This is a genomic window from Bradyrhizobium sp. WSM4873, assembly GCF_055811355.1.
In genome coordinates, this window is sequence record NZ_JBVVPS010000002.1 from 491,508 (window position 1) to 515,021 (window position 23,514).

The 23,514-nt window shown below is 65.8% G+C and carries 19 protein-coding genes; 7 read left to right on the top strand and 12 right to left on the bottom strand.

The annotated features are described in order from the left end of the window. The first annotated feature begins 138 nt into the window (after positions 1-138). On the top strand, positions 139-5,781 hold the full coding sequence (locus tag AC0L21_RS06485; protein WP_473259374.1) for an apolipoprotein A-IV repeat region-like domain-containing protein: 5,643 nt from the start codon (positions 139-141) through the stop codon (positions 5,779-5,781). 253 nt (positions 5,782-6,034) lie between these two features. Here the strand turns inward: AC0L21_RS06485 and AC0L21_RS06490 are convergent, their stop codons facing one another. From AC0L21_RS06490 to AC0L21_RS06500, 3 genes are read right to left on the bottom strand one after another with little or no spacing between them, the layout of a single operon-like run. Then, entirely contained in the window at positions 6,035-6,916 is an 882-nt protein-coding gene (locus AC0L21_RS06490; RefSeq protein WP_473259376.1) for an MlaD family protein, read from the bottom strand. Between the two features lie 16 nt (positions 6,917-6,932). Further along, positions 6,933-7,703 (bottom strand): ABC transporter ATP-binding protein, encoded by a 771-nt coding sequence (locus AC0L21_RS06495; RefSeq protein WP_473259378.1) that lies wholly within the window; start codon positions 7,701-7,703, stop codon positions 6,933-6,935. Between the two features lie 2 nt (positions 7,704-7,705). Next, the gene (locus AC0L21_RS06500; RefSeq protein WP_473259380.1) at positions 7,706-8,839 is read right to left on the bottom strand and encodes an MlaE family ABC transporter permease; all 1,134 of its coding nucleotides are present in this window, start codon (positions 8,837-8,839) and stop codon (positions 7,706-7,708) included. A gap of 143 nt (positions 8,840-8,982) precedes the next feature. Between AC0L21_RS06500 and dgcA the strand changes: the two genes are divergently transcribed. Next, positions 8,983-9,978, top strand: a complete 996-nt coding sequence (gene dgcA, locus AC0L21_RS06505; protein ID WP_473259383.1) for an N-acetyl-D-Glu racemase DgcA — start codon at positions 8,983-8,985, stop codon at positions 9,976-9,978. On the opposite strand, the gene AC0L21_RS06510 is transcribed toward dgcA, so the two are convergent. Next, positions 9,948-11,144, bottom strand: a complete 1,197-nt coding sequence (locus AC0L21_RS06510) for an MFS transporter (RefSeq protein WP_473259385.1) — start codon at positions 11,142-11,144, stop codon at positions 9,948-9,950. The two genes, dgcA and AC0L21_RS06510, sit on opposite strands and share 31 nt — an antisense overlap. Positions 11,145-11,219: 75 nt before the next feature. Between AC0L21_RS06510 and AC0L21_RS06515 the strand changes: the two genes are divergently transcribed. Continuing rightward, on the top strand, positions 11,220-12,611 hold the full coding sequence (locus AC0L21_RS06515) for a hypothetical protein (RefSeq protein ID WP_473259387.1): 1,392 nt from the start codon (positions 11,220-11,222) through the stop codon (positions 12,609-12,611). A 219-nt stretch (positions 12,612-12,830) separates the two neighbouring features. Here AC0L21_RS06515 and AC0L21_RS06520 read toward each other — a convergent pair whose 3' ends face one another. Then, positions 12,831-13,190 (bottom strand): hypothetical protein, encoded by a 360-nt coding sequence (locus tag AC0L21_RS06520; RefSeq protein ID WP_007612410.1) that lies wholly within the window; start codon positions 13,188-13,190, stop codon positions 12,831-12,833. 121 nt (positions 13,191-13,311) lie between these two features. Here AC0L21_RS06520 and AC0L21_RS06525 point away from each other — a divergent pair, with 121 nt between their 5' ends. Next, positions 13,312-13,629 carry an antibiotic biosynthesis monooxygenase family protein gene (locus AC0L21_RS06525; protein WP_473259389.1) on the top strand — a complete coding sequence of 106 codons (318 nt, stop codon included), beginning with the start codon at positions 13,312-13,314 and terminating at the stop codon, positions 13,627-13,629. Between the two features lie 30 nt (positions 13,630-13,659). On the opposite strand, the gene AC0L21_RS06530 is transcribed toward AC0L21_RS06525, so the two are convergent. Continuing rightward, entirely contained in the window at positions 13,660-14,103 is a 444-nt protein-coding gene (locus AC0L21_RS06530; RefSeq protein ID WP_473259392.1) for an RbsD/FucU family protein, read from the bottom strand. A gap of 164 nt (positions 14,104-14,267) precedes the next feature. Between AC0L21_RS06530 and AC0L21_RS06535 the strand changes: the two genes are divergently transcribed. Beyond that, positions 14,268-16,085, top strand: a complete 1,818-nt coding sequence (locus tag AC0L21_RS06535; protein WP_473259394.1) for a caspase family protein — start codon at positions 14,268-14,270, stop codon at positions 16,083-16,085. Positions 16,086-16,158: 73 nt separating this feature from the next. Here the strand turns inward: AC0L21_RS06535 and AC0L21_RS06540 are convergent, their stop codons facing one another. The 4 genes from AC0L21_RS06540 to thiD all read right to left on the bottom strand — a co-directional run bounded on the left by AC0L21_RS06540 (position 16,159) and on the right by thiD (position 20,059). Continuing rightward, positions 16,159-17,142, bottom strand: a complete 984-nt coding sequence (locus AC0L21_RS06540) for a threonine/serine dehydratase (RefSeq protein WP_473259396.1) — start codon at positions 17,140-17,142, stop codon at positions 16,159-16,161. A gap of 63 nt (positions 17,143-17,205) precedes the next feature. After that, positions 17,206-18,249, bottom strand: a complete 1,044-nt coding sequence (locus tag AC0L21_RS06545) for a glycosyltransferase family 4 protein (RefSeq protein ID WP_473259398.1) — start codon at positions 18,247-18,249, stop codon at positions 17,206-17,208. Between the two features lie 13 nt (positions 18,250-18,262). Further along, positions 18,263-19,075, bottom strand: a complete 813-nt coding sequence (locus AC0L21_RS06550) for a UDP-2,3-diacylglucosamine diphosphatase (RefSeq protein WP_007602023.1) — start codon at positions 19,073-19,075, stop codon at positions 18,263-18,265. A gap of 183 nt (positions 19,076-19,258) precedes the next feature. Continuing rightward, the gene (gene thiD, locus AC0L21_RS06555) at positions 19,259-20,059 is read right to left on the bottom strand and encodes a bifunctional hydroxymethylpyrimidine kinase/phosphomethylpyrimidine kinase (protein ID WP_473259400.1); all 801 of its coding nucleotides are present in this window, start codon (positions 20,057-20,059) and stop codon (positions 19,259-19,261) included. A 129-nt stretch (positions 20,060-20,188) separates the two neighbouring features. On the opposite strand from thiD, the gene AC0L21_RS06560 reads away from it, so the two are divergent. Continuing rightward, positions 20,189-20,434, top strand: coding sequence for an Lrp/AsnC ligand binding domain-containing protein (locus AC0L21_RS06560; protein ID WP_007602021.1), 246 nt, complete (start codon positions 20,189-20,191; stop codon positions 20,432-20,434). Positions 20,435-20,457: 23 nt separating this feature from the next. Here the strand turns inward: AC0L21_RS06560 and AC0L21_RS06565 are convergent, their stop codons facing one another. Beyond that, positions 20,458-21,387: a c-type cytochrome gene (locus tag AC0L21_RS06565; protein ID WP_473259402.1), complete on the bottom strand. Its 930-nt coding sequence runs from the start codon at positions 21,385-21,387 to the stop codon at positions 20,458-20,460. A 151-nt stretch (positions 21,388-21,538) separates the two neighbouring features. Between AC0L21_RS06565 and AC0L21_RS06570 the strand changes: the two genes are divergently transcribed. Then, the gene (locus tag AC0L21_RS06570; RefSeq protein WP_473259404.1) at positions 21,539-21,955 is read left to right on the top strand and encodes a CHRD domain-containing protein; all 417 of its coding nucleotides are present in this window, start codon (positions 21,539-21,541) and stop codon (positions 21,953-21,955) included. 77 nt (positions 21,956-22,032) lie between these two features. On the opposite strand, the gene AC0L21_RS06575 is transcribed toward AC0L21_RS06570, so the two are convergent. Continuing rightward, positions 22,033-23,328, bottom strand: a complete 1,296-nt coding sequence (locus AC0L21_RS06575; RefSeq protein ID WP_473259406.1) for a cystathionine gamma-synthase family protein — start codon at positions 23,326-23,328, stop codon at positions 22,033-22,035. Between the last annotated feature and the right edge of the window lie 186 nt (positions 23,329-23,514).

Sequence of the window (23,514 nt, forward strand, 5' to 3'; positions counted from 1 at the left end):
TGGAGAAATTGGCGGACAAGCCGTCCGGGTGGGGATGGCTCGGAGATCCGCGCAAGCGGCATGATCCGGACTGTGGGCTTGCGTAGCGCGCAGAGCTCGCGGGGGGACGCGTACAAGTAACGAGGGCTCGGACTGAACATGGCAAACACTCCGAAAAAGGTCAAAGACCCCACAGAAGATGCGCTTTCTGCAATCCAGGAAGCCCTGAACATTAGCGACACGGCGGCGGACACCAGCCGCAACGCCTCGATGCGCAGCGAAACGCCGCCTCCGGTCGCCCCACCGGCTCCCCCGATGTTCGACGAACCGAGCTTCGATCCGCGTCCTGCCGCGAACGAACGCGCGATGTTCGACCAGGTCGAGGAGCCGCGCTCCTCGCGCCGCGCCGCCAATGACGACCGTGCGACCATCGGCCAGCTGTTGCAGACGTTGCAGACGGGACGCCCGACCCGCAACATCTACACCGGCGCGACAATCTTCACCGTCGTCTGGCTGGCGGCTTGCGCCGCGCTGACGGTCGGCTTCCTGCCTTCGATCCAGGCGGCGATGGGCCAGAGCGGCGGCGTGTTGGCCATTGCCGGCCTCGTCACGATGTTCTTCGCGCCGATCATGCTGTTCTTCTTCCTGGCGAGCCTCGTCTGGCGCGGCCAGCAAATGAGCTCGGTCGCGCAGGCTATGGCCCAGGTTGCCATCCGCTTCTCCGAGCCGGAAGGCTCGGCCTCCGATTCGATGGTGACCGTCGGCCAGGCCATCCGCCGCGAGGTTGCGGCGATGGGCGACGGCATCGAGCGCGCCATCGCGCGCGCCGGCGAGCTCGAGACGCTGGTCGCCAACGAGGTCGCGGCGCTCGAACGCGCCTATTCCGACAACGAAGTGCGCATCCGCGCCCTGCTCCAGGACATCGCACATCAGCGCGACAATCTGGTCGGCCAGGCCGAGCAGGTCCGCAGCGCCATCTCCGGCGTGCAGATCGATTTGCGCCACGACATCGCGCTGATCTCGGACGCGATCGCCTCGCGCGTCGACGAGGTCGCAAAGTCCATCACCGGCGCGCTCGAAGAGCGCGGCGCCCACATCACCGGTGCGCTCAGCAACGCCGGCGACAACATGATCCTCGCGCTCGGCGAGCGCGGAGGCGACCTGCTCGACCGGCTCGAGGAGGCCAGCAACGAGACCACGCGCGCCGTGCTCGACGCCAGCGAGCGGTTGACCACCAGCCTCAATTTCAAGACCGGCCACGTTCACGACGAGTTCGTCGACCTCGCCGACCGCGTCCACGAAATGCTGAACGAGCGTATTGACCGCATCACCGGCGAGTTCGAGCAGCGCTCCGCCGCGATCGTCGACGGTATCTCCGAGCGCACCGAGCAGGTGCACGACAGCCTGAAGAATTCGTCGGACTCGCTGCTGCTAGAGCTCGAGCTGCGCTCCAACGACCTCTCCGCCAAGATTGACGACGCCGGCAACCGCCTCGCCGGCCACATCATGACCTCCGGCGACAAGGCGAGCGAAGCACTCGACGCCACCGTCAATACGCTGGTCGCCAAGGTCGTCAGCCAGACCGAGACCGCGCACGACTCGCTGTCGCTCCAGATGAGCGCCTTCGACGAGCTGGTGAAGAACCAGGGCACCGAGTTGGTCGAGAAATTCGCCCGCGACTCCGGCACGCTGGGCGCGCTGATCACCCGCCACATCTCCGAATTCGACCGCACCGTGAAGACCTTCGGCGGCGAGATCGTCGATCGGATGGGCCAGCGTACCCAGGACATCCATGAATCGCTGAAGACCTATGTCGACAATTTCGACACCCGCTTCACCTCCAACGGCGGCGCGATCACGGCTGTGCTCGACCAGCGCCTGGTGCAGTTCGAGACCACGATCGGCGAACGCGTCAGCAACCTCGACGCCTCGCTGAACGGCAAGATCTCCAGCCTCGACTCCACGATCGACGGTCATATCAAGACCTTCGACGAGCAGCTCGTCGGCCGCGTCGCCGCGCTCGAAGAATCGTTCGATACCCGTGCGAAGTCGGTCACCGAGACCATCGACGGACGGCTCAACACGCTCGCCTCGTCGCTGACCGACGGTGCGGCGCAGGCGATCCAGTCGATCGACTCCCGCCTCACCCACCTCACTTCGTCGCTGACCGATGGCGCGTCGCAGACCATCCAGTCGATCGACACGCGCCTCACGCATCTGACGACCACCCTCACCGGCGGCGCTTCGCAGGCGCTCGAATCCATCGACACGCGCCTCACCTACCTGACCACCGCGGTGACGAACGGCGCCTCGCAGGCCGTGCAGTCGATCGACACCCGCCTCACCCTCCTGACCTCGACACTCACGGACGGCACCGCGCAGGCAATCGAGGCGGTCGACCGCCGCATCACCGGCGTCACCGAGATCATCGACGGCCGCAGCATGCATCTGACCGACACGGTCACGGCGCGCTTCCAGGACATCCAGCAGGCCATCGAGACCAAGGTCGGCTCGGTCGCCAGCGACATCGACGTGCGCGTGGCGCAGTTCGAGGACCTGCTCGGCTCGCGTGTCGAGGCCGTCGCCGGCCGCATCGAAAGCAGCGGACGCCAGGCCAGCGAGGATATGATGTCCCGCGCCGAGATGATCTCGACCGCGATCCGCTCGCATGTCGAGGACGCCGAGCGCTCGCTCACCAACCTCGTGGTCAACACCAGCGAGACCATCCAGACCGGTGCGCGCACCGCGCAGCAGTCGCTGATGACCGTCTCCTCCGACGTCAACGCCCAGCTCAAGATGACCTCCGCCGAGGTCGAGCGCGCGTTGACTGCTGTCGGCACCGGTGCCGCGAACTCGATCCTGACCAGCGCCCGCGAAGCGCAGTCGACGCTGGTCGCAGCATCCGGCGATGCCTCCAACCAGATCAAGGGGCTCGCGGCCGACGTCGAACGCACGCTGTCGTCGGCAGGCTCGGCGACCGCCGCCTCGATCCTGGCCGGTGCCCGCGAGGTGCAGACCACGCTCGTCACGGCGTCCTCGGACGCGGCCAACCACGTCAAGACCCTCACCGCCGACGTGCAGCGTTCGCTGTCGATGGCCGGCACCAGCACGGCGGAATCGATCACCGCCGGCGCCCGCGATGCGCAGAGCGCGCTGATCGCGGCCTCGAGCGAGACCGCCAACCAGATCAAGGCGCTGTCCTCGGACGTGCAGCGCTCGCTCTCGATGGCCGGCACCGCGACGGCAGAGACCATCATGACGGGCGCCCGCGAAGCCCAGAGCACGCTCGTCAACGCGTCCTCGGATGCGGCGAGCCAGGTCAAGTCTCTCGCCGCCGAAGTGCATCGGTCGCTCTCGCAGGTCGGCCAGTCGACCGCCGAGACGATCACGACCAGCGCCCGCGACGCCCAGAGCACCCTGCTGGCGGTCTCCGCCGAACAGACCGGCCAGGTTCGTTCGCTGGCGGCCGAGATGCAGCGCGCGCTGGCGACCGCCGGCGGCGCCACCATCGAGGCGCTCACCAGCGGCGTACGCGAGGCCCAGGGCACGCTGATCTCCGCCTCGACGGACGCAGCAGGCCAGATCAAGTCGCTGACCACGGACATCGAGCGCACGCTGACCTCGGTCGGCGCCGACACCGCCTCGACCATCCTCAACAGCGCGCGTGAGGCGCAGACCTCGCTGGTCTCGACCTCGGCGGATGCCGCAAGCCAGATCCGCACGATCTCGAGCGAGATCGAGCGTACGCTGAGCACGGCCACCGCGAACGCGACCAGCGACATCCAGACCAGCGCGCTCAACGCCCAGAACGCGTTGATCAACGCCTCCAACGAGGCAAGCTCGCGGGTCAAGTCGAGTTCGGCGGACGTCGAGCGCTCGGTGCTCGCCGCCAGCAGCAGCTTCGGCCAGGCCATGACCGGAAAGACCGACGAAATCGTCACCTACGTGCAGCAGCAGTCGGACCGTCTCGCCAACATGATCGACGCCAAGCGCGGCTCGCTCGTGGACGCGATCGGCTCGAAAACCAGCCAGCTCACGCTCGACATCGACCGCGTCACATCCGACGCGCTGAAGTCGATCGAAACGCGCGGCCACGCGTTCTCGCAGACCATGATGGGCAACGGCTCCGAGGTGGCGCGAACCATCAACTCGGCGAGCGAGATGGCGACGGGTGCCGTCAACAAGTCGCTCAAGGACCTCGAGCAGGCCTCGCGCGCGGCGATCGACCAGTCGCGCCAGGTCTCGATCGCGGCCGTCACCGAGATGCAGGAGACCAGCAAGATCCTGCGCACCGATACGGTCGCCCTGTTCGAGCGCCTGCGCGAAGGCAACATCCTGCTCCAGGAGGTGCTGACCGGTGCGCACGACAACCTCAACTCGCTCGAGCGTGCGCTGGTGACGCGTGTGGCCGACTTCGTCTCGGCCATGAACGACGTCACCTCGCGCAACGGCGCTGCGACGCAGAACCTGGAAGACCAGCTCAACGTCTTCAACAGCAAGACCACGCGGGCGCTCCAGGATCTCGGCGAGCTGTCGACCCAGTTCGACGCGCACGGCAAGGCACTGGTCGAGGCCGCGCAGGTGGTGGAACAGAGCAATAAGAATACCACCGCCTCGCTCGCCGAACGAAAGGAGGCGCTGGAATCGCTCGTCACCACCATCGACCTGCGCACCGCCGATCTCGACCAGCGCCTGTCTCGCTTCACCGGCCTGCTCGATGAATCGCTGGCGGCCGCCGAAGAGCGCGCCCGCGACATCGCCCGCGTCGTCGCGGAGACCGCCGGCGCCGGTTCCGCCGCGATCACCCGCCAGTTCGAGGCGGTGCGGTCGGCCTCCGAAGAGGAGCACCGGCAGACCGTCGAGGCCATGCACGACATCTACCGCCAGACCACCGACGAGGCGGATGCGATGTTCAAGCAGTCGACGGAGAAGTTCACCAACCTCGTCTCCAGCATGAAGCAGATGGCGTTCGAGATGCACAACGAGCTCGAAGCCACCCGCAACGAGCTGCGCCGCGGCGTGCTCGAGATGCCGCAGGAGGCGGCCGAGAGCACTGCGCAGATGCGCAAGGTGATCGTCGACCAGATCGAGGCCCTCGCCGAGCTCAACCGCATCGTGGCCCAGCACGGCCGCGGCCTCGACGTCTCCACGACCGGCCGCGCCAGCGTGCAGCGCCAGGAAGAGCCGATGCTGGCGGCCGTCGGCGCGCGCAGCACCGAGACGCGCATGCGCGAGAGCGCCAGCGCCTCGACGCTGCCGCCGCCGGACCTCGGCATGCCCGCGTCCTCGCGCCGCACCGAAGCGCCGCCGGTCGCGCCGGCCGGAAACGACCAGGGCCGTGACGGCTGGCTGTCGGACCTCTTGAGCCGCACGGACGCCAACCAGGGTGCGTCCACCGGACGTGAGCCCCAGCGCGGCCGCCAGGCTGCACCGGCGCCGCAGCCGCAGGCTCCTCAAGGTGGCGGCAATCCGCTGGAATCCTTGTCGCTCGACATTGGCCGGCTGATGGACCGCAACCTCGCGTCCGAGATGTGGGACCGCTACCAGCGCGGCGAGAACAAGGCCTTCACCAAGCGCCTCTACACGCCCGCCGGCCAGAAGGCCTTCGACGAGGTCGCCCGCAAGTATCGCTCCGACCGCAACTTCAAGGCCACGGTCGACCGCTATGTCGCCGAGTTCGAACGCCTGCTCGACGAGGTCGCCCGCGACGGCCGCGGCCCGCAGGAGCTGCGCAACCACCTGACCTCCGAGACGGGCCTGGTGTACACCCTGCTCGCGCACGCAGCGGGCCGGCTGGGGTGAGCGGCCAGCTCGCAAATGACGAATAAGGAAACGGAGGCCTCGCGGCCTCCGTTTTTGTTTTGGGTGTCATTAGGAACGAAGCGATCGACAAACACTCGATGTCGTCCTGGCGAAAGCCAGGACCCATACCGCGAAGTCTGTCGATTGCCGCCGGTGGAAGTACCGAGCGACTGCTCTTCGCCAAACTCCTCCTTGGGGTAATGGGTCCTGGCTTTCGCCAGGACGACGCCGGAGAAGCACGAGGGCGATCCCCCTACTGCCGCCGGCGCTCCGGCGCGGGGGGTTTCGGCGGCTCGGGCGGCGGTGGCGGAGCGGCCGGCGGCGCGCTGTTGCTGGCGCCGAACAGGACGCGGGTCGGGTTGCGGTCGAAATTGTTGACGGCACGGCTGATGTCGCCGAGCGTGCGGCGGCCGTCGGTCATCAATGCGCCGGAGCGCTTGTCGAAATCGTCGGCCAGTTCGCGGATCGATTTCACCGCCTGGAACAGCTCGCCGCCATCCTTGCCGCCGGCGAGCGTGTTGAGGCCAAGCATGAGGCTATCAGCCTTGAGCATGACGCCGTCGACCTTGGCCATCACGCCGTCGATCTTCTCGGAGTTGCGGGCGAGCGAGTTGGTGAAGGTCTCGAGATTCTTCAGCGAGTTCTTCACCGACTCCTGATTGTCGGCGACGATCTTGTTGATGTTCTGGAGCGTGCCGCGGATCGCCTCGGTGACGTCCTGGAGCTTGTTGGGATCCGCCGTCAGCGTGGGGATGCCGTCCTCGTCGAGCGGCGGCGAAGGTGCGGCCTCCTCGCCGCCCTTCAGCGAGATCGCGGCGACGCCGGTCAGGCCCTGGAATTCGAGGCCGACCAGGGTGTCCTTGCGGATCGGGGCGTTGTTCTCGACCATGGCGAGTGCGACAACCCGCCGCGGGTTGTCGAGCTTCACTGAAACCACCTCGCCTACCCGAATACCGTTGAAATTGACGCTGCCGCCGTTGCGCAGGCCCGCGGCCGGGCCCTCGAACACGACGCGCAGGGGGCTGCGCTGCTTGGTGGTGTGCAACGACTGAAACCACAGCACGAAGCCGATCGCGGCGGCGATCACCGCCAGCGTGAACGACCCGATCAGCACGTAATTTGCGCGCGTTTCCATCAGCTACTCCGGCACCTCAGCCCATCACCGCGCGAGCGCGCTTGCCATGGAAATATTGCCTCAGCCACGGATGCTGCGAGGCCTGCATGTCGGCGATCGACCCTGCCGCAATGATCTTACCGTTGCCTAAAACGGCGATGCGGTCACATGCTGTGTAAAGGCTATCGAGGTCGTGGGTTACCATGAAAACGGTCAGCCCCAAAGTACGCTGCAGCGTCCTGACCAGCTCGTCGAAGTCGCCGGCGCCGATCGGATCCAGGCCCGAGGTCGGCTCGTCCAGAAAGACGAGATCGGGGTCGAGCGACAGCGCGCGCGCCAGCGCCACGCGCTTGATCATGCCGCCCGACAGTTCCGAGGGAAAGCGATCGGCCACTTCGGGCTTGAGACCCACCATGGTGAGCTTGGCGATGGTGATCTCGTCCATCAGCCGCTGCGACACCCGCAGATATTCGCGCATCGGGAACTGGATGTTCTGGCGCACCGTGAGCGAGGAGAACAGCGCGCCCTGCTGAAACAGCACGCCCCAGCGCCGCTCCACGTTGCGACGCTGCAACGTGTTGGAGGCATCGAGGTCGACGCCGAATACCTCGATGCTGCCTGCGACCTTCGGCACCAGGCCGATGATGGTGCGCGTCAGCACGGACTTGCCCGCGCCGGAAGGGCCGACGAAGCCCAAAATCTCGCCGCGCTTGACGTCGAGGTCGAGCCCGTCGAGCACGCGCGTCGCGCCGAACTGCACGGTGATGTCGCGGACGCGGATGATGGGGTTCTGGATCTCGCCCACCATCGTCACATCCCGATCGCGGCGAAGAAGATGGCGAACACGCCGTCCATGACGATGACGAAAAAAATGCCTTTCACGACAGACGACGTCGTGTGCTGCCCGAGCGATTCCGCGCTGCCCTGCACCGCGAGCCCCTCGACGCAGGCGACGATGCCGATCACCGCGGCCATGACAGGTGCCTTGACGATGCCAACGATGAAATGGTCGATCGAGATGGCGTCGCGCAGCCGCAGCAGGAAAGCCTCGGGCTGCACGCCCCCATAGAGCCAGGCGACGAGGCCGCCGCCATAGAGCGCGGCCATCGCGCCGAGGAAGGCCAGGATCGGCAGCGCCAGCACCAGCGCGAGCATGCGCGGCAGCACCAGCACCTCGATCGGGTCGAACCCCATGGTGCGTAGCGCGTCGATCTCCTCGCGCATCTTCATCGAGCCAAGTTCGGCGGTGTAGGCGCTGCCCGAGCGGCCCGCAACCATGATCGCGACCAGCAGCACGCCGATCTCGCGCAGCACCAGCACGCCGAGCATGTCGACGACGAACAGGTCGGCGCCGAACCTGCGGAAGTGAAAGATGCCTTGCTGGGCGATGATGCAGCCAATCAGGAAGGTGATCAGCACGACGATCGGCACCGCGCGCCAGCAGACCTGCTCGAGATGATGCACGGTCGAGGTCAGACGGAACGAGCGCGGATGAATCAGGGTGCGCGCGACCGCCGCGAGGACCGCGCCGAGCATGTCGATCAGGCCTGCAACCGTGCCGGCAACACCGGCCACGGCCCGGCCGATCTGCTCCAGCATGCCGGTGATGGTGATCGTGCTGGTGTCGATGACGGGCGTCGCCCTGACCCGTCGCACCTCGTCCACCAGGCTCGAATAATTGGCGGAAAGGCCGGCGATCTGCGCCTCGACGGCGCCCTGCGTCAGGCTGCGGCGCAGCCGCTCGATCAGCCAGGCGCCGAAGGTGTCGAGCTTGGCGACCTCGGACACGTCGATGAAGATGCTTTGCGGGCCGCCGGCGAGCTTCTCGGCGTCGGCCACCATCCGCTCCAGGACCGGCGCGAAGCTCGCGGTCCAGGTTCCGGTGGCGCAGAGTGCCAGCGCATTGCCCTTCGCAATCCGTTCCAGCTTCGGATCGCCGCTCAAGATGTCCGCTCCCGTGCCGAGGCGCGAGAAACGGATGAAATCAGATGGTTGCGCACGCGCCCTTACCCGGAGAAGGTATCCCCAACTGGTTAACCTTAGTTGCTAGAGGTAACCAGCAGGTTCAGATTTCGCCAGAGTTCAAAATGACTTCCAGCAAAGTTCCTGTCCTCGCTGCGCGAATCGAGCGCTTTCCCATCGCTGGCAGTTTCACCATCAGCCGGGGCGCCAAGACCGAGGCCGTGACCGTTGTGGCCGAGGTCAGCCGGGACGGCCTGACTGGCCGCGGCGAATGCGTGCCCTATCCCCGCTATGGCGAGACGCCCGAGGCGACCCTTGCCGCCATCCAGGCCATGCGGGAGGCCGTGGCCGGCGGCCTCACCCGCCAGGCCCTGCAAGCCGCCATGCCGCCCGGGGCGGCCCGCAATGCCCTGGATTGCGCCCTGATCGATCTGGAAGCCAAGGCGGCGGGCCTGCGGGCCTGGAGCCTGCTCGACCGCCCGTCGCCGGGCGAGCGCACCACGGCCTACACCATCTCGCTGGGCACGTCCGAGGCCATGGCGGCGGCGACCGCCAAAGCGGCGCACCGGCCGCTGCTCAAGATCAAGCTCGGCGGCGACGGCGATCCGGAGCGGATCACGGCGGTGCGCGAGGCGGCGCCCGAATCCGAACTGATCGTGGATGCCAACGAGGCCTGGACCGAGGCCAATCTGGCGCACAATCTTGCGGCCTGCGAGGCCGTCGGCGTCACCCTGGTCGAGCAGCCGCTGCCGGCCGGAAAGGACGACGCGCTGGCGCGGATCAAGCGGCCACTGGTGGTCTGCGCCGACGAAAGCGTGCACGACCGCTCTTCGCTGGCGTCGCTCCGTGAGCGCTACGACGCCGTGAACATCAAGCTCGACAAGACCGGCGGCCTCACCGAGGCGCTGGCGATGGCCGATGCTGCGCAGGCGCTCGGCTTCGAGATCATGATCGGCTGCATGGTCGCAACCTCGCTGTCGATGGCGCCGGCGATGCTGGTGACGCCGCAGGCGCGCTTCGTCGATCTCGATGGCCCGCTGCTGCTGACGCGCGACCGCGATCATGGCCTTCGCTACGACGACAGCCTGGTTTATCCGCCTGATGCCTCGCTGTGGGGATGAGCTTTCAGCCGGTGCCGCGCCGACCAGATCACGAGCGCACCGGCAGCGGCCATCGCGGCCATGACGTAATACAGGCCGTCGCCGATGCGGGCGTAGATCGCGCCTGACGCGATCGAGGTGGTCGCACCCAGCAGCCCGTTGCACGCGGCGTAGTAGCCCTGTCCCCGCGCGATCTGATGCGACGGCACGCGTTGCACCAGCAGACTCATGGTGCCGAGAATGGTCATCCCGAAGGTCAGGCCGTGGCCGAGCTGCACGACCGCGAGCAGCACGAGCGGCGGATCGTATGCAGTGACGACCCAGCGCACGACCGCGCTCGCGCCCCCGATCGCCATGAGCGAGGACGGGTGCAGCGAGAAGCGCGGCGACAGCGCGAACACGATGATCTCGGCGATCACGCCCAATGTCCAGAGGCCCGCGATCGTCAACCCGCCGAGACCCTGGGCCTGCCAGTTGATGGCCGAGAACGTATAATACGCGACATGACTGCCCTGGATCAGTGCGGCCGAAACGATGATGGCCCAGAAGCCGGCATCACGCAGCAGCGCCTTGCTGGCGTGCGTCACTGTCGTCCTTCGCCTGACATCGTCGAGGGGCTGCAGCAGCATGCCGGCGGCGACCGCAACAACAGCCCAGGCGACGATGACCCAGATCAGATCGCGCGCCGCGATGCGGTCCACGAGATAGCCGCAGGCGAGCGAGCCGGCCGCGAAGGCTGCCGAGCCCCACAGCCGCACCGGCCCGTAATCGAGGCCGTAGCGGGCGACACCACGCAGCGCGTAGGCGTCGGTCAGCGGCATGGTCGGCGTCCACATCATGCAGGTCAGCGCATAGATCAGGAACAGCGCCAGCGGCTGCTGCTGCAAGCCGACCGCCGTGAACCCGATCGCCGTCGCCAGCACGGACACCGTCATGCCGGCGCGAATCGCATGTCGCTTTTCGGCAAAGGCGGTGATCTGCGGCAGCGTGGTGAAGCGCGTGATCGCCGGCAGCGCGTTGATGAGGCCGATCCAGGCCGCGTCGATGCCGATCGCCTTCAGCCAGACCGGAAAGAACGGCAGATGCGTTCCCGAGACCGCGAACACGGCCGAATAGAACAGCGCGAGGCTCACGGCGAATCGCCGCTTCCGAGCTGCTGCGATGGGGATTTGTGATTCGGGCGCCATCAAACCAATTGCGATTCGGTCGATATCGTGATGATCGTTACTGTAACGCGCGGTGATTTGCGCGACGAGATTGACATGGCCAACGAAGCATTCGCCCTCTCGCCTATGTCTGCCCGCGCGGCCGAGCCGAACGAGCAGGATTACGACGCGATCCGCGAAGCCTTCCTGGAGACCGCGCGCGGCCGCTGGTTCCTCGGCGAATACGCCAAGCGCAACCGCAACGCCGACACCCGCATGGTGCTCGATGCGGTCGCGAAAATCGAAGAAACCCTTGCGGCGCAGCGCCATCCCGTCGTCGAGGACCGCCTGCCGGAGGCGCTAATCGCGATCCGCCACGCGATCCGCGAAGCCGAGACGATTGCGATCGCGGCGTTCGATCCCGGGGCGATCGAGGCGAGCCTCGCACCGATTCCCCGCGGCTTGCGCATCATCAAGGAGATCTCCTGGCGCTGGCGCGAGATCGGCGCCGACGGGCGAATCTGCGACCTGATTGATTCGCAGCTGGCCTCCATCGAGGCGGCCTGCGCGCAGGTTTCGACCATCGACCCCCGCGCAGATCTCAAGGCCGCATTCGATCTGCTCAAGGACCGGATCGACCAGACAGACGCTGACGCAACGCCGCAGGCCGCGCGCCCGTCGCCGGCTCCAGTGCAGGAGGCACCGTCGTCCGCTGCGGAAGCTCCGCCTGCGGAGGCCGCGCCTGCGGTGATGGCCAGCGAAGCCGCCGTGGCTCTTACGGAGCCGCAGGACATCGCAGAGGCGATCGAGCCCGAAGCCGCCGTGGAGACGGCTGGCGTCGCTGACGCCTTCTCTGTTGCCGAGCACGCGACGGACGCCGCCCTGGAGCAGGCGCCCCTCGCCGAGAGCCGGATCGCGCCTGAAGACATCGCTTTTGAAGAGCCGGCCACTAAGGCCTTCGCGGAGGTGACGGACGAATTTTCGCTCGATGCCGCAGCGGAAGCCGAGGACGAAGCTATACTCGACGCGATCGCGCTGGAGATGGCCGCGCCCGATCCGGAATTCGACGAGATCATCGAACCGGTCGAGATGGAAGCGACGGTTCCGGAGGCGGTGGTTGCGGAGGCCGCAGCGCCCATCGCAGCCGAGATACCGGAGCCGATGGCACCAGAGCCGCTCAGACCCGAGCCAATCGCCGCCGCAGCGATCGTGGAGGAGCCTGTAGAGGAAGCGCCGATCGCGATGGACTCGCTGGCGGGCCTCACCAACGCCATTGCGGAAGCCGCCGCCGAAGTGATGGAGCAGCCAGCGCCGGTCATGGCCGCCACCGCGACATTCGGCGCGGCGCAGGCCACGACGCTGCCGATGCCCTCGCCGGTTCCGGAAGCCTCGCTCGGCGCCACCATCCTCGCCAGCGGTATCCTGCAAAAGCCCCGCGCCGCCGCCAACGATCCCATGGCGCCCATCCGCCGCATGACCCAGGCCGAGAAGATCGCATTCTTCTCGTAAGGGGGACGCATACTCCCTCCGTGTCCCGGACAAGCAAAGCGCAGATCCGGGATCCAGGAGCCACAGCTTCCGTAGCAGCATGGGCCCCGGCACTGCAGCGCACCGTCGAAGAGACGCTGCGCGGTGTCCGGGGCACGAGAGCGGAGTGAGGAAAACACTCTCTCCTCAACGTCATTGCGAGCGCAACGCGCTACGCTCGCAATGTCGGAGCTCAGTCCATCACCCGCAATTCCAGACCGCGCCGATCGGCGTCCGCGTCCAGCACGGACCAAAACTGCCGCCATTGTAGCGGCCGCCGCCGAAGCCGGGCCGGCCGAAATAGCGCCACTCACCGTCCCAGCCGTAATATTGGGGGACCGGATCGATGTACCAATGGCGCCGGTCGCTAGGCGACATCCGCCGCATCGCCTCCTTCTGCTTGTAGAGCGGAATGCTGTTGCTCAGCGGCTGGCGATAGCCCGGCAGGAAGCCGTAGCCATGCCAGGCTTGCTTGGGACGCTTTTGGATTGAGGCAGCCGGCGCGACAGCCGGCAGCAGCGATAGGACGATAGCGACAGATAGGCACATAAGGCGCGACATGGACCGACCATAAACAGTCGGATGCCGGCAGGCCATTCAAATTCGGGGGGGCGATGTAACAAAGCCTTCGCGAAACCGAAGAGATCGGGAACGGATATCCATCACCGAGGGTCAAGGAAACATGATTGGCGAAGTGATTGTCATTGGCGATCTGCAATTGCGTGACGGCGCCTCTGTCGACGAACACGACCGGCTCGGCGCGCGCATGTACGACATCGTCAGCCGTCTTCCCGGCTTCGTGTCGGTCAAGTCGTTCAAGGCCGACGACGGCGAGGAGCTCACCGTGTTCCGTTTTGCCTCGGAGCAAGCGCTCGAAGCCTGGCGCACCCATCCCGAACATGTCGAGACGATGAAGCGGGGACATGCCGAGTTCTACGCCAGCGGCTTCCTGCAGATCTGCAAGGTGATCCGCGAGGTCGGACCGTTCGAGCACGCGTGACGCAGTACCGCATCGTTCGTTCGTGCGCTTCTAGTTGATCACACCCTTCCTGATCAGGAAGCATCCGTACCCCCGGCTGTCGCCGACCTGCACGATTCCAAAACTCGCCGCCGCCGCGCGATAAAAATCCGGCCGGGAGAGTTTTCCGGGCGTAACGGGGCGGCCGGCGGCGCGTTCGATCTCCGCGAGCACCGCGCGCTGCACGTCGGGGACGCCGTCGGGATCGTCGACCGGCATCATCACGCGCACCGGATCGGGATCGAAATCGTCGAGCGGATAGACCGACATGATGGCGCGGATCGCGATCTCCATGCTCATGCCGGGCAACTGGATCAGGCGCCGCGAATGCGTGCTCTGCGCGATGCGTGCCGCCGGGTGATTGGCATCGACGAAAACGAGGTCGTCGCCATGGCCCATGGACGCCAGCAGCCAGAGCAGGTCGGGCGTGAGGATCGGATCGATCGATTTCAGCATGTGACGGACTGTCCTCCCATCGTGCACCCACCTTGGCAGGTTCCAAGCGTGATTCAGATCACGCAGCCTACCATGGTGATGGCGATCACGGACCTCAAACTCGAACGCGGCCAAGCTCCCCGGCAACCAATCTCGTATCGAGATCAGTGCCAAAGGAGCACGCCATGTTCCGCCTAAAACCTTTCCTGATGACGGCCAGCCTGCTGGGAAGCCTGTTCGGCTTCGCCTGCGGCCCGGTTTCCGCGCAAGTCGCCCCGGTGGAGCCCGCCCCCACCGCGCTGCAAGGCCCGGAGCAGCGCGTCGCGCTGGTGATCGGCAATTCGAACTACCAGAACGCGCCGCAGCTCGCCAACCCCGACAATGACGCGGAGTCCATGGCGAAATTCCTGAATTCGGCCGGGTTCGAAGTGGTCGCCGCGACCGACCTGACCCAGAACGACATGCTTCGCGTGGTGCAGGACTTCTCCGCCAAAGTGTCAGCGCGCGGTCCGAACACGGTGGCGATGGTCTACTACGCCGGTCACGGCGTGCAGCTCGCCGGCGAGAACTACCTCGTTCCCGTCGACGCCAAGGTCTCCAGCCAGACCGAGCTCGTCAACAACTCCGTCCGCCTGGTCGACGTGATGTCGACGCTGGAGACGATCCCGAGCCGCATGCGCATCGTGATCCTTGATGCCTGCCGCAACAACCCGTTCCCGAACGTGAATGATGCCGGCCGTGGCTTGGCCATCGTCGATGCGCCGAACGGTTCGATCGTCGGCTATTCCACCGCTCCGGGCGCGGAAGCGCAGGACGGCACCGGCGGCCACAGCCCCTACACGCAAGCTTTCCTGAACGTCGCGCGCGAGCCCAACGTCCCGATCGAGCAGCTGTTCAAGCGCGTGCGCCTCGAAGTGAACCAGACCACCAGCGGCGCGCAGATCCCGTGGGAGAGCTCGTCGCTGACATCCGACTTCACCTTTTTCGGCGACACCGCTGTTGCCGCCAGCCGCGCGCCGGTGAATGCGCCTGTGGTGCAGATGGCCTCCAACCTGCCGAGCCGCTCGACCCGCCAGGCCTATGACTACGTCGTGTCCGAAGCCCGGCCGGAGTACTATCAAGAGTTCATCACGATGTATCCGCACGACCCGCTGTGCGATCACGTCCGCTGGCTGCTCAACAACCTGCTGCTCACGCAGGCCTGGCACAAGACGGTGCTCGCGAACTCGCCGCTCGCCTACAAGTCCTTCTACGACAACTACGGCAACACGCCCTATGCGCAGGTCGCGCTGAAGCTCCAGATGCAACCGAAGCAGATCCCCTTGATGCAGGCGACCAAGTTCCTGGCGCCGCAGAATATCGCCCCGACCTTCAAGATCGGCAATCTCGGCCAGCCCAAATACATGCCGCTGCAGCAGGGTAATGGCGGCGCGCAAGTGAACGGCAATTTGCCGATCGTGCAGAAGTCGGGGGACAACAACGGCATCGGCAAGCTCGGCAATGGCAGCCAGATCGTCAACCTGCCGGCGGGCAACAACCAGCCCAACCCGCAGAACGGCACGCCGTCGCAGACCCCGGGCAAGATCGTCACCCTGCCCGCGCCGACCAACACCACCAACAACAATGGCGGCATCGGCAAGATCGTGACGCTGCCTGCGACCAACAAGACGCCGAACGGCGGCAACAATGGCGGCATTGCCAACGGCACCACCAGCGGCAATCCTGGCAAGATCGTGAGCATGCCGGTGAATGTCGGCAAGGGCGGCACGACCATCGAGACGAAGCCCGTCAACGTTCAGAACCAGAACAACCCGATCCGCATCAACAACGGCGCGAAGATCAGCAACAACCCCGTGAACAAGGTACAGGTGCAGAACAACAACCGCCCGCAGTTCAATGAGACCAGTCGCATGGTCAACAATGGCGGCAATAACTTCCGCCAGTCGATGAACCAGAGCCAGGGTGGCAACGGCGGCAACAACCACCGCGGCTTCATGCACTAATCGCGGTCGGCCACACACGACAAAGGGCAGAGCGGTGACGCTCTGCCCTTCTTCATGTCAGAAGATTAGAATATCAGGCCACGAGCTCCGCAAACAGATCGGCGTCGACATTGCCGCCGGAGAGCACGATGACGACGTTCTTGCCGGCAACATCAAGTCGTCCCGCAAGCAGCGCGGCCAAGCCCACCGCTCCGCCCGGCTCGACCACCAGCTTCAGCTCGCGATAGGCAAACGCGACGGCCGCGCCGACTTCCTTGTCCGAGGCGGTGACGCCGCGCGCAAGCAGCTTGCTGTTGATCGCGAATGTCATCTCACCGGGGATCAGGGCCATCAGCGCATCGCAGATGGTGCGGCCTGCCGGCCCATGCGGCTCGCGGTGACCTGCGGTCAGCGACAGGCCGTGATCGTCGAACGCCTCAGGCTCGGCCACGACGATTTGGGCCAGCGGATAGCGTGCCTTCACGGCCGTCGCGACGCCCGCGATCAGGCCGCCGCCGGAGGCCGGCGCCACCACGATGTCGGGGACGAGACCGAGCGCCGCCATATCCTCCGCGATCTCTCGGCCGGCGGTGCCCTGGCCGGCGATCACGAAGGGATCGTCATAGGGCCTGACCAGCGTCGCACCGCGCTTCTCGGCGATGCCGCGCGAGATCGCCTCGCGGTCGTCGCGGTCGCGGTCGTACAGCACGACCTCGGCACCGTAGGATTTGGTGCGCTCGCGCTTCGACAACGGCGCATCCGCAGGCATCACGATGGTCGCATGCATGTCGAGGATCTTGGCCGCCGCCGCCACGCCCTGGGCATGGTTGCCGGAGGAGAACGCGACCACGCCGCCGGCGCGCTTGTCCTGCGGGATCGAGGCGACCTTGTTGAAGGCACCGCGGAACTTGAACGAGCCGGTGCGCTGGAGCATCTCCGGCTTGAGATAGACCTTTGCGCCGACGCGTTCGTTGAGCACGGGAAAGGACAGCAGCGGGGTGCGGACGGCGAACGGGGCGATCACGCGTGCTGCGGCATCGATATCGGCAGGGCCGATCGGAAGAAGCTGTTCTGTCATGCCTGATGTTATCGCGGCGGATGAGGCGCGGGCAAGGCATCTCCGCGCGAGGATTTCGTACCCTCAGGCGACGAATCGCGCCGGTTCTGCCCCGTTCCGGCCCGGCAGCACCGCACCGACCGCCAAAATGCTGTCGATAAAGGCTCGGGCCGAGGCCTCCCAGGTGTAGTTGGCGGCGAATTCGACGCAGTCCTGCCGGGAGATGTCCAGCGCGGCGAAGCAGGCGCGGCGCAGATCGTGATCGAGCGCGCCGACCGGCGCATCGCCGATCACGTCGCGGGGCCCCTTCACCGGAAACGCCGCGACCGGCAGGCCGCTCGCCAGCGCTTCGAGCAGGACCAGGCCGAAGGTGTCGGTTTTGCTCGGAAACACGAAGACATCGGCGGCAGCGTAAATGTCCGCCAGTTCCTCGCCGTGCTTCTCGCCGAGGAAGATCGCGTCCGGATAGACCTGCTCCAGCGCGACACGCGCCGGACCGTCGCCGACGATCACCTTGGTGCCGGGCAGGTCGAGGTCGAGGAACGCCTCGAGATTCTTCTCCACCGCGACCCGGCCGACGGAGAGGAACACCGGTGCTGGCAGACACAGATCGATCGCCCGGGGATGGAACAGATGGGTGTCGACGCCGCGCGGCCACAGCACGACATTGTCGAAGCCGCGCTCGGTCAGCTCGCTGGCGAGCGCCGGCGTCGCCGCCATCACGGCGCGGCTGGGGCTATGGAATCGGCGCAGCGCCCGCCAGATCAGCGAGCCCGGCACCGGCACGCGGGCGCGGACATATTCGGGAAAGCGGGTGTGGAAGCTGGTCGTGAAGGGCAGCTTGCGCTGGCGGCAATAGCGGCGGACCATCAGACCGATCGGACCCTCCGTCGCGATGTGGATGCTGTCCGGGCGCGCCTCTTCGATCAGCTTCGCGATTCTGCCCGGTCGCGGCATGGCCAGACGCACGTCGCGATAGCTCGGCATCGCAAAGGTGCGGAACGATTGCGGCGTCAGGAACGAGAATTCGACGTCGAGGCCTTTGGCGGCGTCGGCAAGCTTGGTCAGCGTCCGAACCACACCGTTGACTTGCGGGTGCCAGGCGTCGGTCGCGACCAGGATGCGCATCAGCCTGCCTTTGTCATGCAGCTCTGGCTGCAACCTGCGGGACCTGTGCCGGCTTCTCGGCCTGATCCGCCCAGGTGATGATCTCGAAATGGCCGTCGTCGTGCTCGACCAGCGCCGTGCAGCTCTCCACCCAGTCGCCACAATTCATGTAGCGGATGCCGCCCTCGTCGCGGATCACCGCATAATGGATGTGGCCGCAGATCACGCCGTCGGCGTCGTGGCGCCGCGCTTCGGCGGCGAGCGCCTGCTCGAACGCGCCGATATAGTTAACCGCGTTCTTGACCTTCTGCTTGGCCCATTGCGACAGCGACCAATAGGGCACCTTGAACATGCGCCGGAAGAAGTTGACGAAGCGATTGAGCTGGATCGCGAAATCGTAGGCCTTGTCGCCGAGATGGGCGAGCCAGCGTGCGTTCTGCACCACGAGGTCGAAGATGTCGCCGTGGATGACGAGATAGCGCTTGCCGTCCGCGCCGGTGTGAACGGTGTTCTCGACCACATCGATGCCGCCGAAATGCGTGCCGTAATAGTTGCGCAGGAACTCGTCGTGATTGCCGGGGATGTAGATCACCTTGGCGCCCTTGCGCGCCTTGCGCAAAAGCTTCTGGACGAGGTCGTTATGCGATTGCGGCCAATGCCAGCTCGATTTCAGCGCCCAGCCGTCGACGATATCGCCCACGAGATAGATCGTGTCGGCATCATGGAAACGCAGGAAGTCGAGCAGAAGGTCGGCTTGAGAACCGCGGGCTCCGAGATGAACGTCGGAGATGAACAACGTGCGAAAGCGCCGCTCCGGGCTCTCGTCACTCACATCGTAACTTCCCATGCGCCAGCCTGTAACAATGTCCCGTGACAGGGGATGACCAATTGAACCTTTGAGGCACCTTCGGATACGAATCGCGCTTGCCTCGCCCACCCCGCGAATATCAGTCGCATGCGACAATCAGGCGACATGGCGTCGCAGCGGCCTCCGCAAGAACCCGGAACCGCGGCGGGCTCGCGACCGGCGTCAGTAAAACTTGTGAAAATGATGGACCGGGCCGTGGCCGTGGCCGACGCTGAAGCGGTCGGCGGCCGCGATCGCGGCGCTGATCCAGGTCTTGGCGTTGCGCACGGCGCGCTCGAGATCCTCGCCTCTGGCGAGCCCCGCGGCGACCGCCGAGGACAGCGAGCAGCCGGTGCCATGGGTGTTGCGAGTGGCAACGCGCGGCGCGGCGAGTGCGATCGTGGTGCTGGCATCGACGAGATAGTCGATGCTCTCGGCGCCCTCGCCGTGCCCGCCCTTGATCAGGACTGCCCGGCAACCGAGCGCCAGCAGCCGGCGCCCCTGGCCCTCGATCTCGGCCTCGCTGGCCGCGACCGGTTCGTCGAGCAGAGCCGCGGCCTCCGGCAGATTGGGTGTGATCACCGAGGCCAGCGGCATCAGTTTGATGCGCAGGGCGTCGACAGCTTCGGACGCGAGCAGGCGATCACCCGATGTCGCCACCATCACGGGATCGAGCACGATATGCCGGGGCGCCCAGCGCGACAGCGCGGCCGCGATCGCATCGATGCTGGCGGCTTGCGCCACCATGCCGATCTTGACCGCGCCGACCTCGAGATCGGAAAACACCGCGTCGATCTGCGTGGTGACGAATTCGGCCGGCACCGCATGAATGCCGGTGACGCCGCGGGTGTTCTGCGCCGTCAGCGCCGTGATGGCGGACGCGCCAAAAACGCCCAGCGCGGCAAAGGTCTTCAGGTCGGCCTGGATGCCGGCGCCGCCGCTCGAATCGGAGCCGGCAATGGTCAGCGCGACGGGCGTCGTCATGGGGCGATTTTCCGCGTTTTCGAAGCCATGGCCCGTCCTAGCGCGCCGCCCCCAGCCCAGCAAGTTCGCTTGCTAAATCCGGCCGGGTTTGGCCTATTAGCCGCCAGATATGCTTTCGGAGTGACCGCGATGGTTCCCTTTTTCGTCCAGATCAAATGCAAGCTCGGTCAATCCTATGTGGTCGCCAATGCGCTTGCCGAAGCCGAGATCGCCTCCGAGATCTATTCCACGGCCGGTCAATACGACCTGCTGGTGAAGTTCTACGTCGACAACGACACCGATATCGGCCACTTCGTCAACGAGAAGGTGCAGGTGCTGCCCGGCATCCAGGACACCCTCACCATCATCACCTTCAAGGCGTTTGGCGCGAGTTGACCGTCCGGAAAAGGGCCGGCTGATCAGGCGCCGCCCGCCTTGCGCTTGGGGCGCGGCGGACCGTCCACCGGCGGTAGCGATTTGAGATAGTCCGCCATCGCCGCGAGATCGTCGTCCGGCAATTGCGAGGTATTCTTGATCACCCGCGTCATCGCGCCGCCGACGCTGTCGCCGTCGGGCAATTCGCCGGTCTTCAGAAAATAGGCAATATCCTTCGCACTCCACTCGCCAATGCCCTTCTGGGTGATGTTAGGGACCCATCCCTCGCCTTCCGGATTGGGACCGCCGGCGAAGCGTTGTCCTGCCATGATGCCGCCGAGCGCGTTGCGCGGGCTGTGGCATTCCGCGCAATGGCCAAAACTGTTGACGAGATAGGCGCCGCGATTCCACTGCGGCGACTTCGCGCTGTCGGCGACGAAGGGCATGCCGTCCAGAAATAAGAATTTCCAGATGCCGACGTTGCGGCGGATGTTGAACGGAAAGCGCAGGTCGTGGTCGCGCACCTTGCCTGCAACGGCCGGTAGGGTTTTCAGGTACGCAAAGAGATCGAGCACGTCCTCGCGCCTGGCGTGCTGATAGGACGTGTAGGGAAAGGCCGGAAAATAATGCCGTCCGTCCGGCGAGACCCCGTGCATCACCGCGTTGACGAATTCGGCCTCGCTCCATTTGCCGATGCCGTCGGTCGGATCGGAGGAGATGTTCGGCGCGTAGAACGTTCCGAACGGCGACTTGATCGCGACGCCGCCGCCGAGCCTGAGACGATCGGGCTGGTCGGGAACGGCATGGCATGAGGCGCAGCCGCCGGCGTTGAACATCACCTGGCCATTGGCAAGATCAGGCACGCGGACAGGCGCGGTGCCGGCGGCCGCCACCACCGGCGCGCTGAGCCACCAATAGACGCCGGCTGCGGCGAGTGCGGCGAGCAGCGCCACGGAGATTGTTCGTCGCAACATGCGGTCCTTTCGTCGCGGCGAGCTTATGAGCGATGTCTTCGCGGCTCCAGCCACGAAGAATTTAGCCCACCGCGGCCGGAAACGGGAATAAACTGAAATGCCGGCTGTTGGAAGTTTGGCAGCCCAAACGGGTTCAGCAGGGAGAAAAATCATGAACAAGATGGTCATCGCCATGTCAGTGCTTGGCGCCGTTGCTTTTGCGGGTTCGGCCAGCGCGGAAAAGCTGAAAGCAACGCTCGACGCCAAGTCCGAGGTCCCCGCAACGACCAGCAGCGGCACCGGAACGGCCGATCTGGACTACGACGCCGCCAGCAAGAAGCTGTCCTGGAAGCTCACCTATTCCGGCCTGTCCGGCCCCGCCACCGCCGCGCATTTCCACGGACCCGCCGAGGCCGGCAAGAACGCTGGCGTCGCGGTCGCGATTCCAGGCGCCGCCACCAGCCCGGCCGAGGGCTCGGCGACACTGACCGACGCGCAGGCCGCCGATCTGCTCGGCGGCAAGCTCTACGTCAACATCCACACCGCGGCCAATCCGGGCGGCGAGATCCGCGGTCAGGTGATGAAGTAAACTTCGCACAGACCAGCAAAAAGGGCGGCTGCCATCGCAGCTGCCCTTTTCGATTCCCCGTAACCCTGGCGCAGGCGTCACACCACAGGTTCGGCCGCGTTCAGCGCCTGTGCGAGGTCGGCGATCAAATCCGACGGGTGTTCGATGCCGATCGACAGCCGGATCGTGGAATCGAGCACGCCGATCTTCCGGCGGATGTCGGCGGGGACGCCGGAGTGGGTCATGGTGGCGGGCAGGCTCGCAAGCGACTCAGTTCCACCGAGGCTCACCGCCAGCTTGAGGATCTGCAGCGCGTTGAGGAATTTCATGGCGGCGGCCTTGCCGCCGATGATGTCGAACGAGAACGTGGATCCCGCCCCTGTGCATTGCCGCGCGAACACAAGTCCGTCCGGCGACGCCGCGTCGTGATGACCGAGATAGTGCACCTTCGCCACCTTGGGATGATCGCGCAGAAAATCCGCCACGAGGCGCGCATTCGCATCGGCCTTTTCCATGCGCAGGCTCAGCGTCTCGAGCGAGCGGTTGATCATCCAGCAGGAATGCGGATCGAGCTGGGTGCCGATGGCGCCCCGCAGCGCCTTGATGCCTTTCACCACCGCCTTCGCGCCGAGCGCGGCGCCCGCGATCAGATCTGAATGACCGCCGACATATTTCGTGAGCGAGTACAGCGAAATATCGGCGCCGTGCTCGATCGGCCGCTGAAACACCGGCCCGAGCAGCGTATTGTCGCAGGCGATGATCGGAACGTGTCCTTGCGTCTTTCCGATGGTCTCGGCGACGCGCCGCATCATCGCGATGTCGACCAGCCCGTTGGTCGGGTTCGCCGGGGTTTCGATCAGGATCATCGAAACCCGGCCCTTGCGCATGGCCTCCTCCGCGGCCTGGCCGACCACGGCTTCGTCGACGCCAAAGGCGAAGCCGACGGCGCCGATCGACAGACGCGCAAGCGTATTCGTCAGCAGGGTTTCCGTGCCGCCATAGAGCGGCTGGGAGTGCAGGATGACATCGCCGGGGCGGACGAACGCCAGGATCGTGGTTGCAATGGCCGCCATGCCGGACGAGAACAGCGCGCAGCTCTCGGTACGCTCGTAGATCGCGAGCCTGTCCTCGACGATTTCGCTGTTAGGGTGATTGAATCGTGAATAGACCAGGCCCGCGCCCATCCCTTCCGGCGGCTCGCGCCGGCCGGAGACGAAATCGAAGAAGTCCTGCCCGTCCTCGGCCGTCTTGAACACGAAGGTCGAGGTCAGGAACACCGGCGGCTTGACCGCGCCTTCCGACAATTGCGGATCATAGCCATAGGTCAGCATCAGCGTTTCCGGATGCAGCATATGGTTGCCGATGTGCGTCTTCGACGGGAACGGTTTGACCATGGCTTGTCTCGCTGTTGCTGATTGAGGTGCTCGCCGCGGGTCGGAACTCCTGATGTCGCAACCAGTCAGGAGCAGGATGCATCAGCGTCGAAAAGCTCACGCCGATGCCGCGGCGGCTGCCACGAGACGTTTCGTGTGAAGAACGGTTGAGGCGCACAAGAAGCAAGTAGCCCGGATGGAGCGCAG

Excerpts from the sequence above, each read along its gene's own strand:
- AC0L21_RS06485 (WP_473259374.1), top strand. The coding sequence starts at position 139 with ATGGCAAACACTCCGAAAAAGGTCAAAGACCCCACAGAAGATGCGCTT.
- AC0L21_RS06490 (WP_473259376.1), bottom strand. The coding sequence starts at position 6,916 with ATGGAAACGCGCGCAAATTACGTGCTGATCGGGTCGTTCACGCTGGCG.
- AC0L21_RS06495 (WP_473259378.1), bottom strand. The coding sequence starts at position 7,703 with ATGGTGGGCGAGATCCAGAACCCCATCATCCGCGTCCGCGACATCACC.
- dgcA (WP_473259383.1), top strand. The coding sequence starts at position 8,983 with ATGACTTCCAGCAAAGTTCCTGTCCTCGCTGCGCGAATCGAGCGCTTT.
- AC0L21_RS06510 (WP_473259385.1), bottom strand. The coding sequence starts at position 11,144 with ATGGCGCCCGAATCACAAATCCCCATCGCAGCAGCTCGGAAGCGGCGA.
- AC0L21_RS06515 (WP_473259387.1), top strand. The coding sequence starts at position 11,220 with ATGGCCAACGAAGCATTCGCCCTCTCGCCTATGTCTGCCCGCGCGGCC.
- AC0L21_RS06520 (WP_007612410.1), bottom strand. The coding sequence starts at position 13,190 with ATGTCGCGCCTTATGTGCCTATCTGTCGCTATCGTCCTATCGCTGCTG.
- AC0L21_RS06525 (WP_473259389.1), top strand. The coding sequence starts at position 13,312 with ATGATTGGCGAAGTGATTGTCATTGGCGATCTGCAATTGCGTGACGGC.
- AC0L21_RS06530 (WP_473259392.1), bottom strand. The coding sequence starts at position 14,103 with ATGCTGAAATCGATCGATCCGATCCTCACGCCCGACCTGCTCTGGCTG.
- AC0L21_RS06535 (WP_473259394.1), top strand. The coding sequence starts at position 14,268 with ATGTTCCGCCTAAAACCTTTCCTGATGACGGCCAGCCTGCTGGGAAGC.
- AC0L21_RS06540 (WP_473259396.1), bottom strand. The coding sequence starts at position 17,142 with ATGACAGAACAGCTTCTTCCGATCGGCCCTGCCGATATCGATGCCGCA.
- AC0L21_RS06545 (WP_473259398.1), bottom strand. The coding sequence starts at position 18,249 with ATGCGCATCCTGGTCGCGACCGACGCCTGGCACCCGCAAGTCAACGGT.
- AC0L21_RS06550 (WP_007602023.1), bottom strand. The coding sequence starts at position 19,075 with ATGGGAAGTTACGATGTGAGTGACGAGAGCCCGGAGCGGCGCTTTCGC.
- thiD (WP_473259400.1), bottom strand. The coding sequence starts at position 20,059 with ATGACGACGCCCGTCGCGCTGACCATTGCCGGCTCCGATTCGAGCGGC.
- AC0L21_RS06560 (WP_007602021.1), top strand. The coding sequence starts at position 20,189 with ATGGTTCCCTTTTTCGTCCAGATCAAATGCAAGCTCGGTCAATCCTAT.
- AC0L21_RS06565 (WP_473259402.1), bottom strand. The coding sequence starts at position 21,387 with ATGTTGCGACGAACAATCTCCGTGGCGCTGCTCGCCGCACTCGCCGCA.
- AC0L21_RS06570 (WP_473259404.1), top strand. The coding sequence starts at position 21,539 with ATGAACAAGATGGTCATCGCCATGTCAGTGCTTGGCGCCGTTGCTTTT.
- AC0L21_RS06575 (WP_473259406.1), bottom strand. The coding sequence starts at position 23,328 with ATGGTCAAACCGTTCCCGTCGAAGACGCACATCGGCAACCATATGCTG.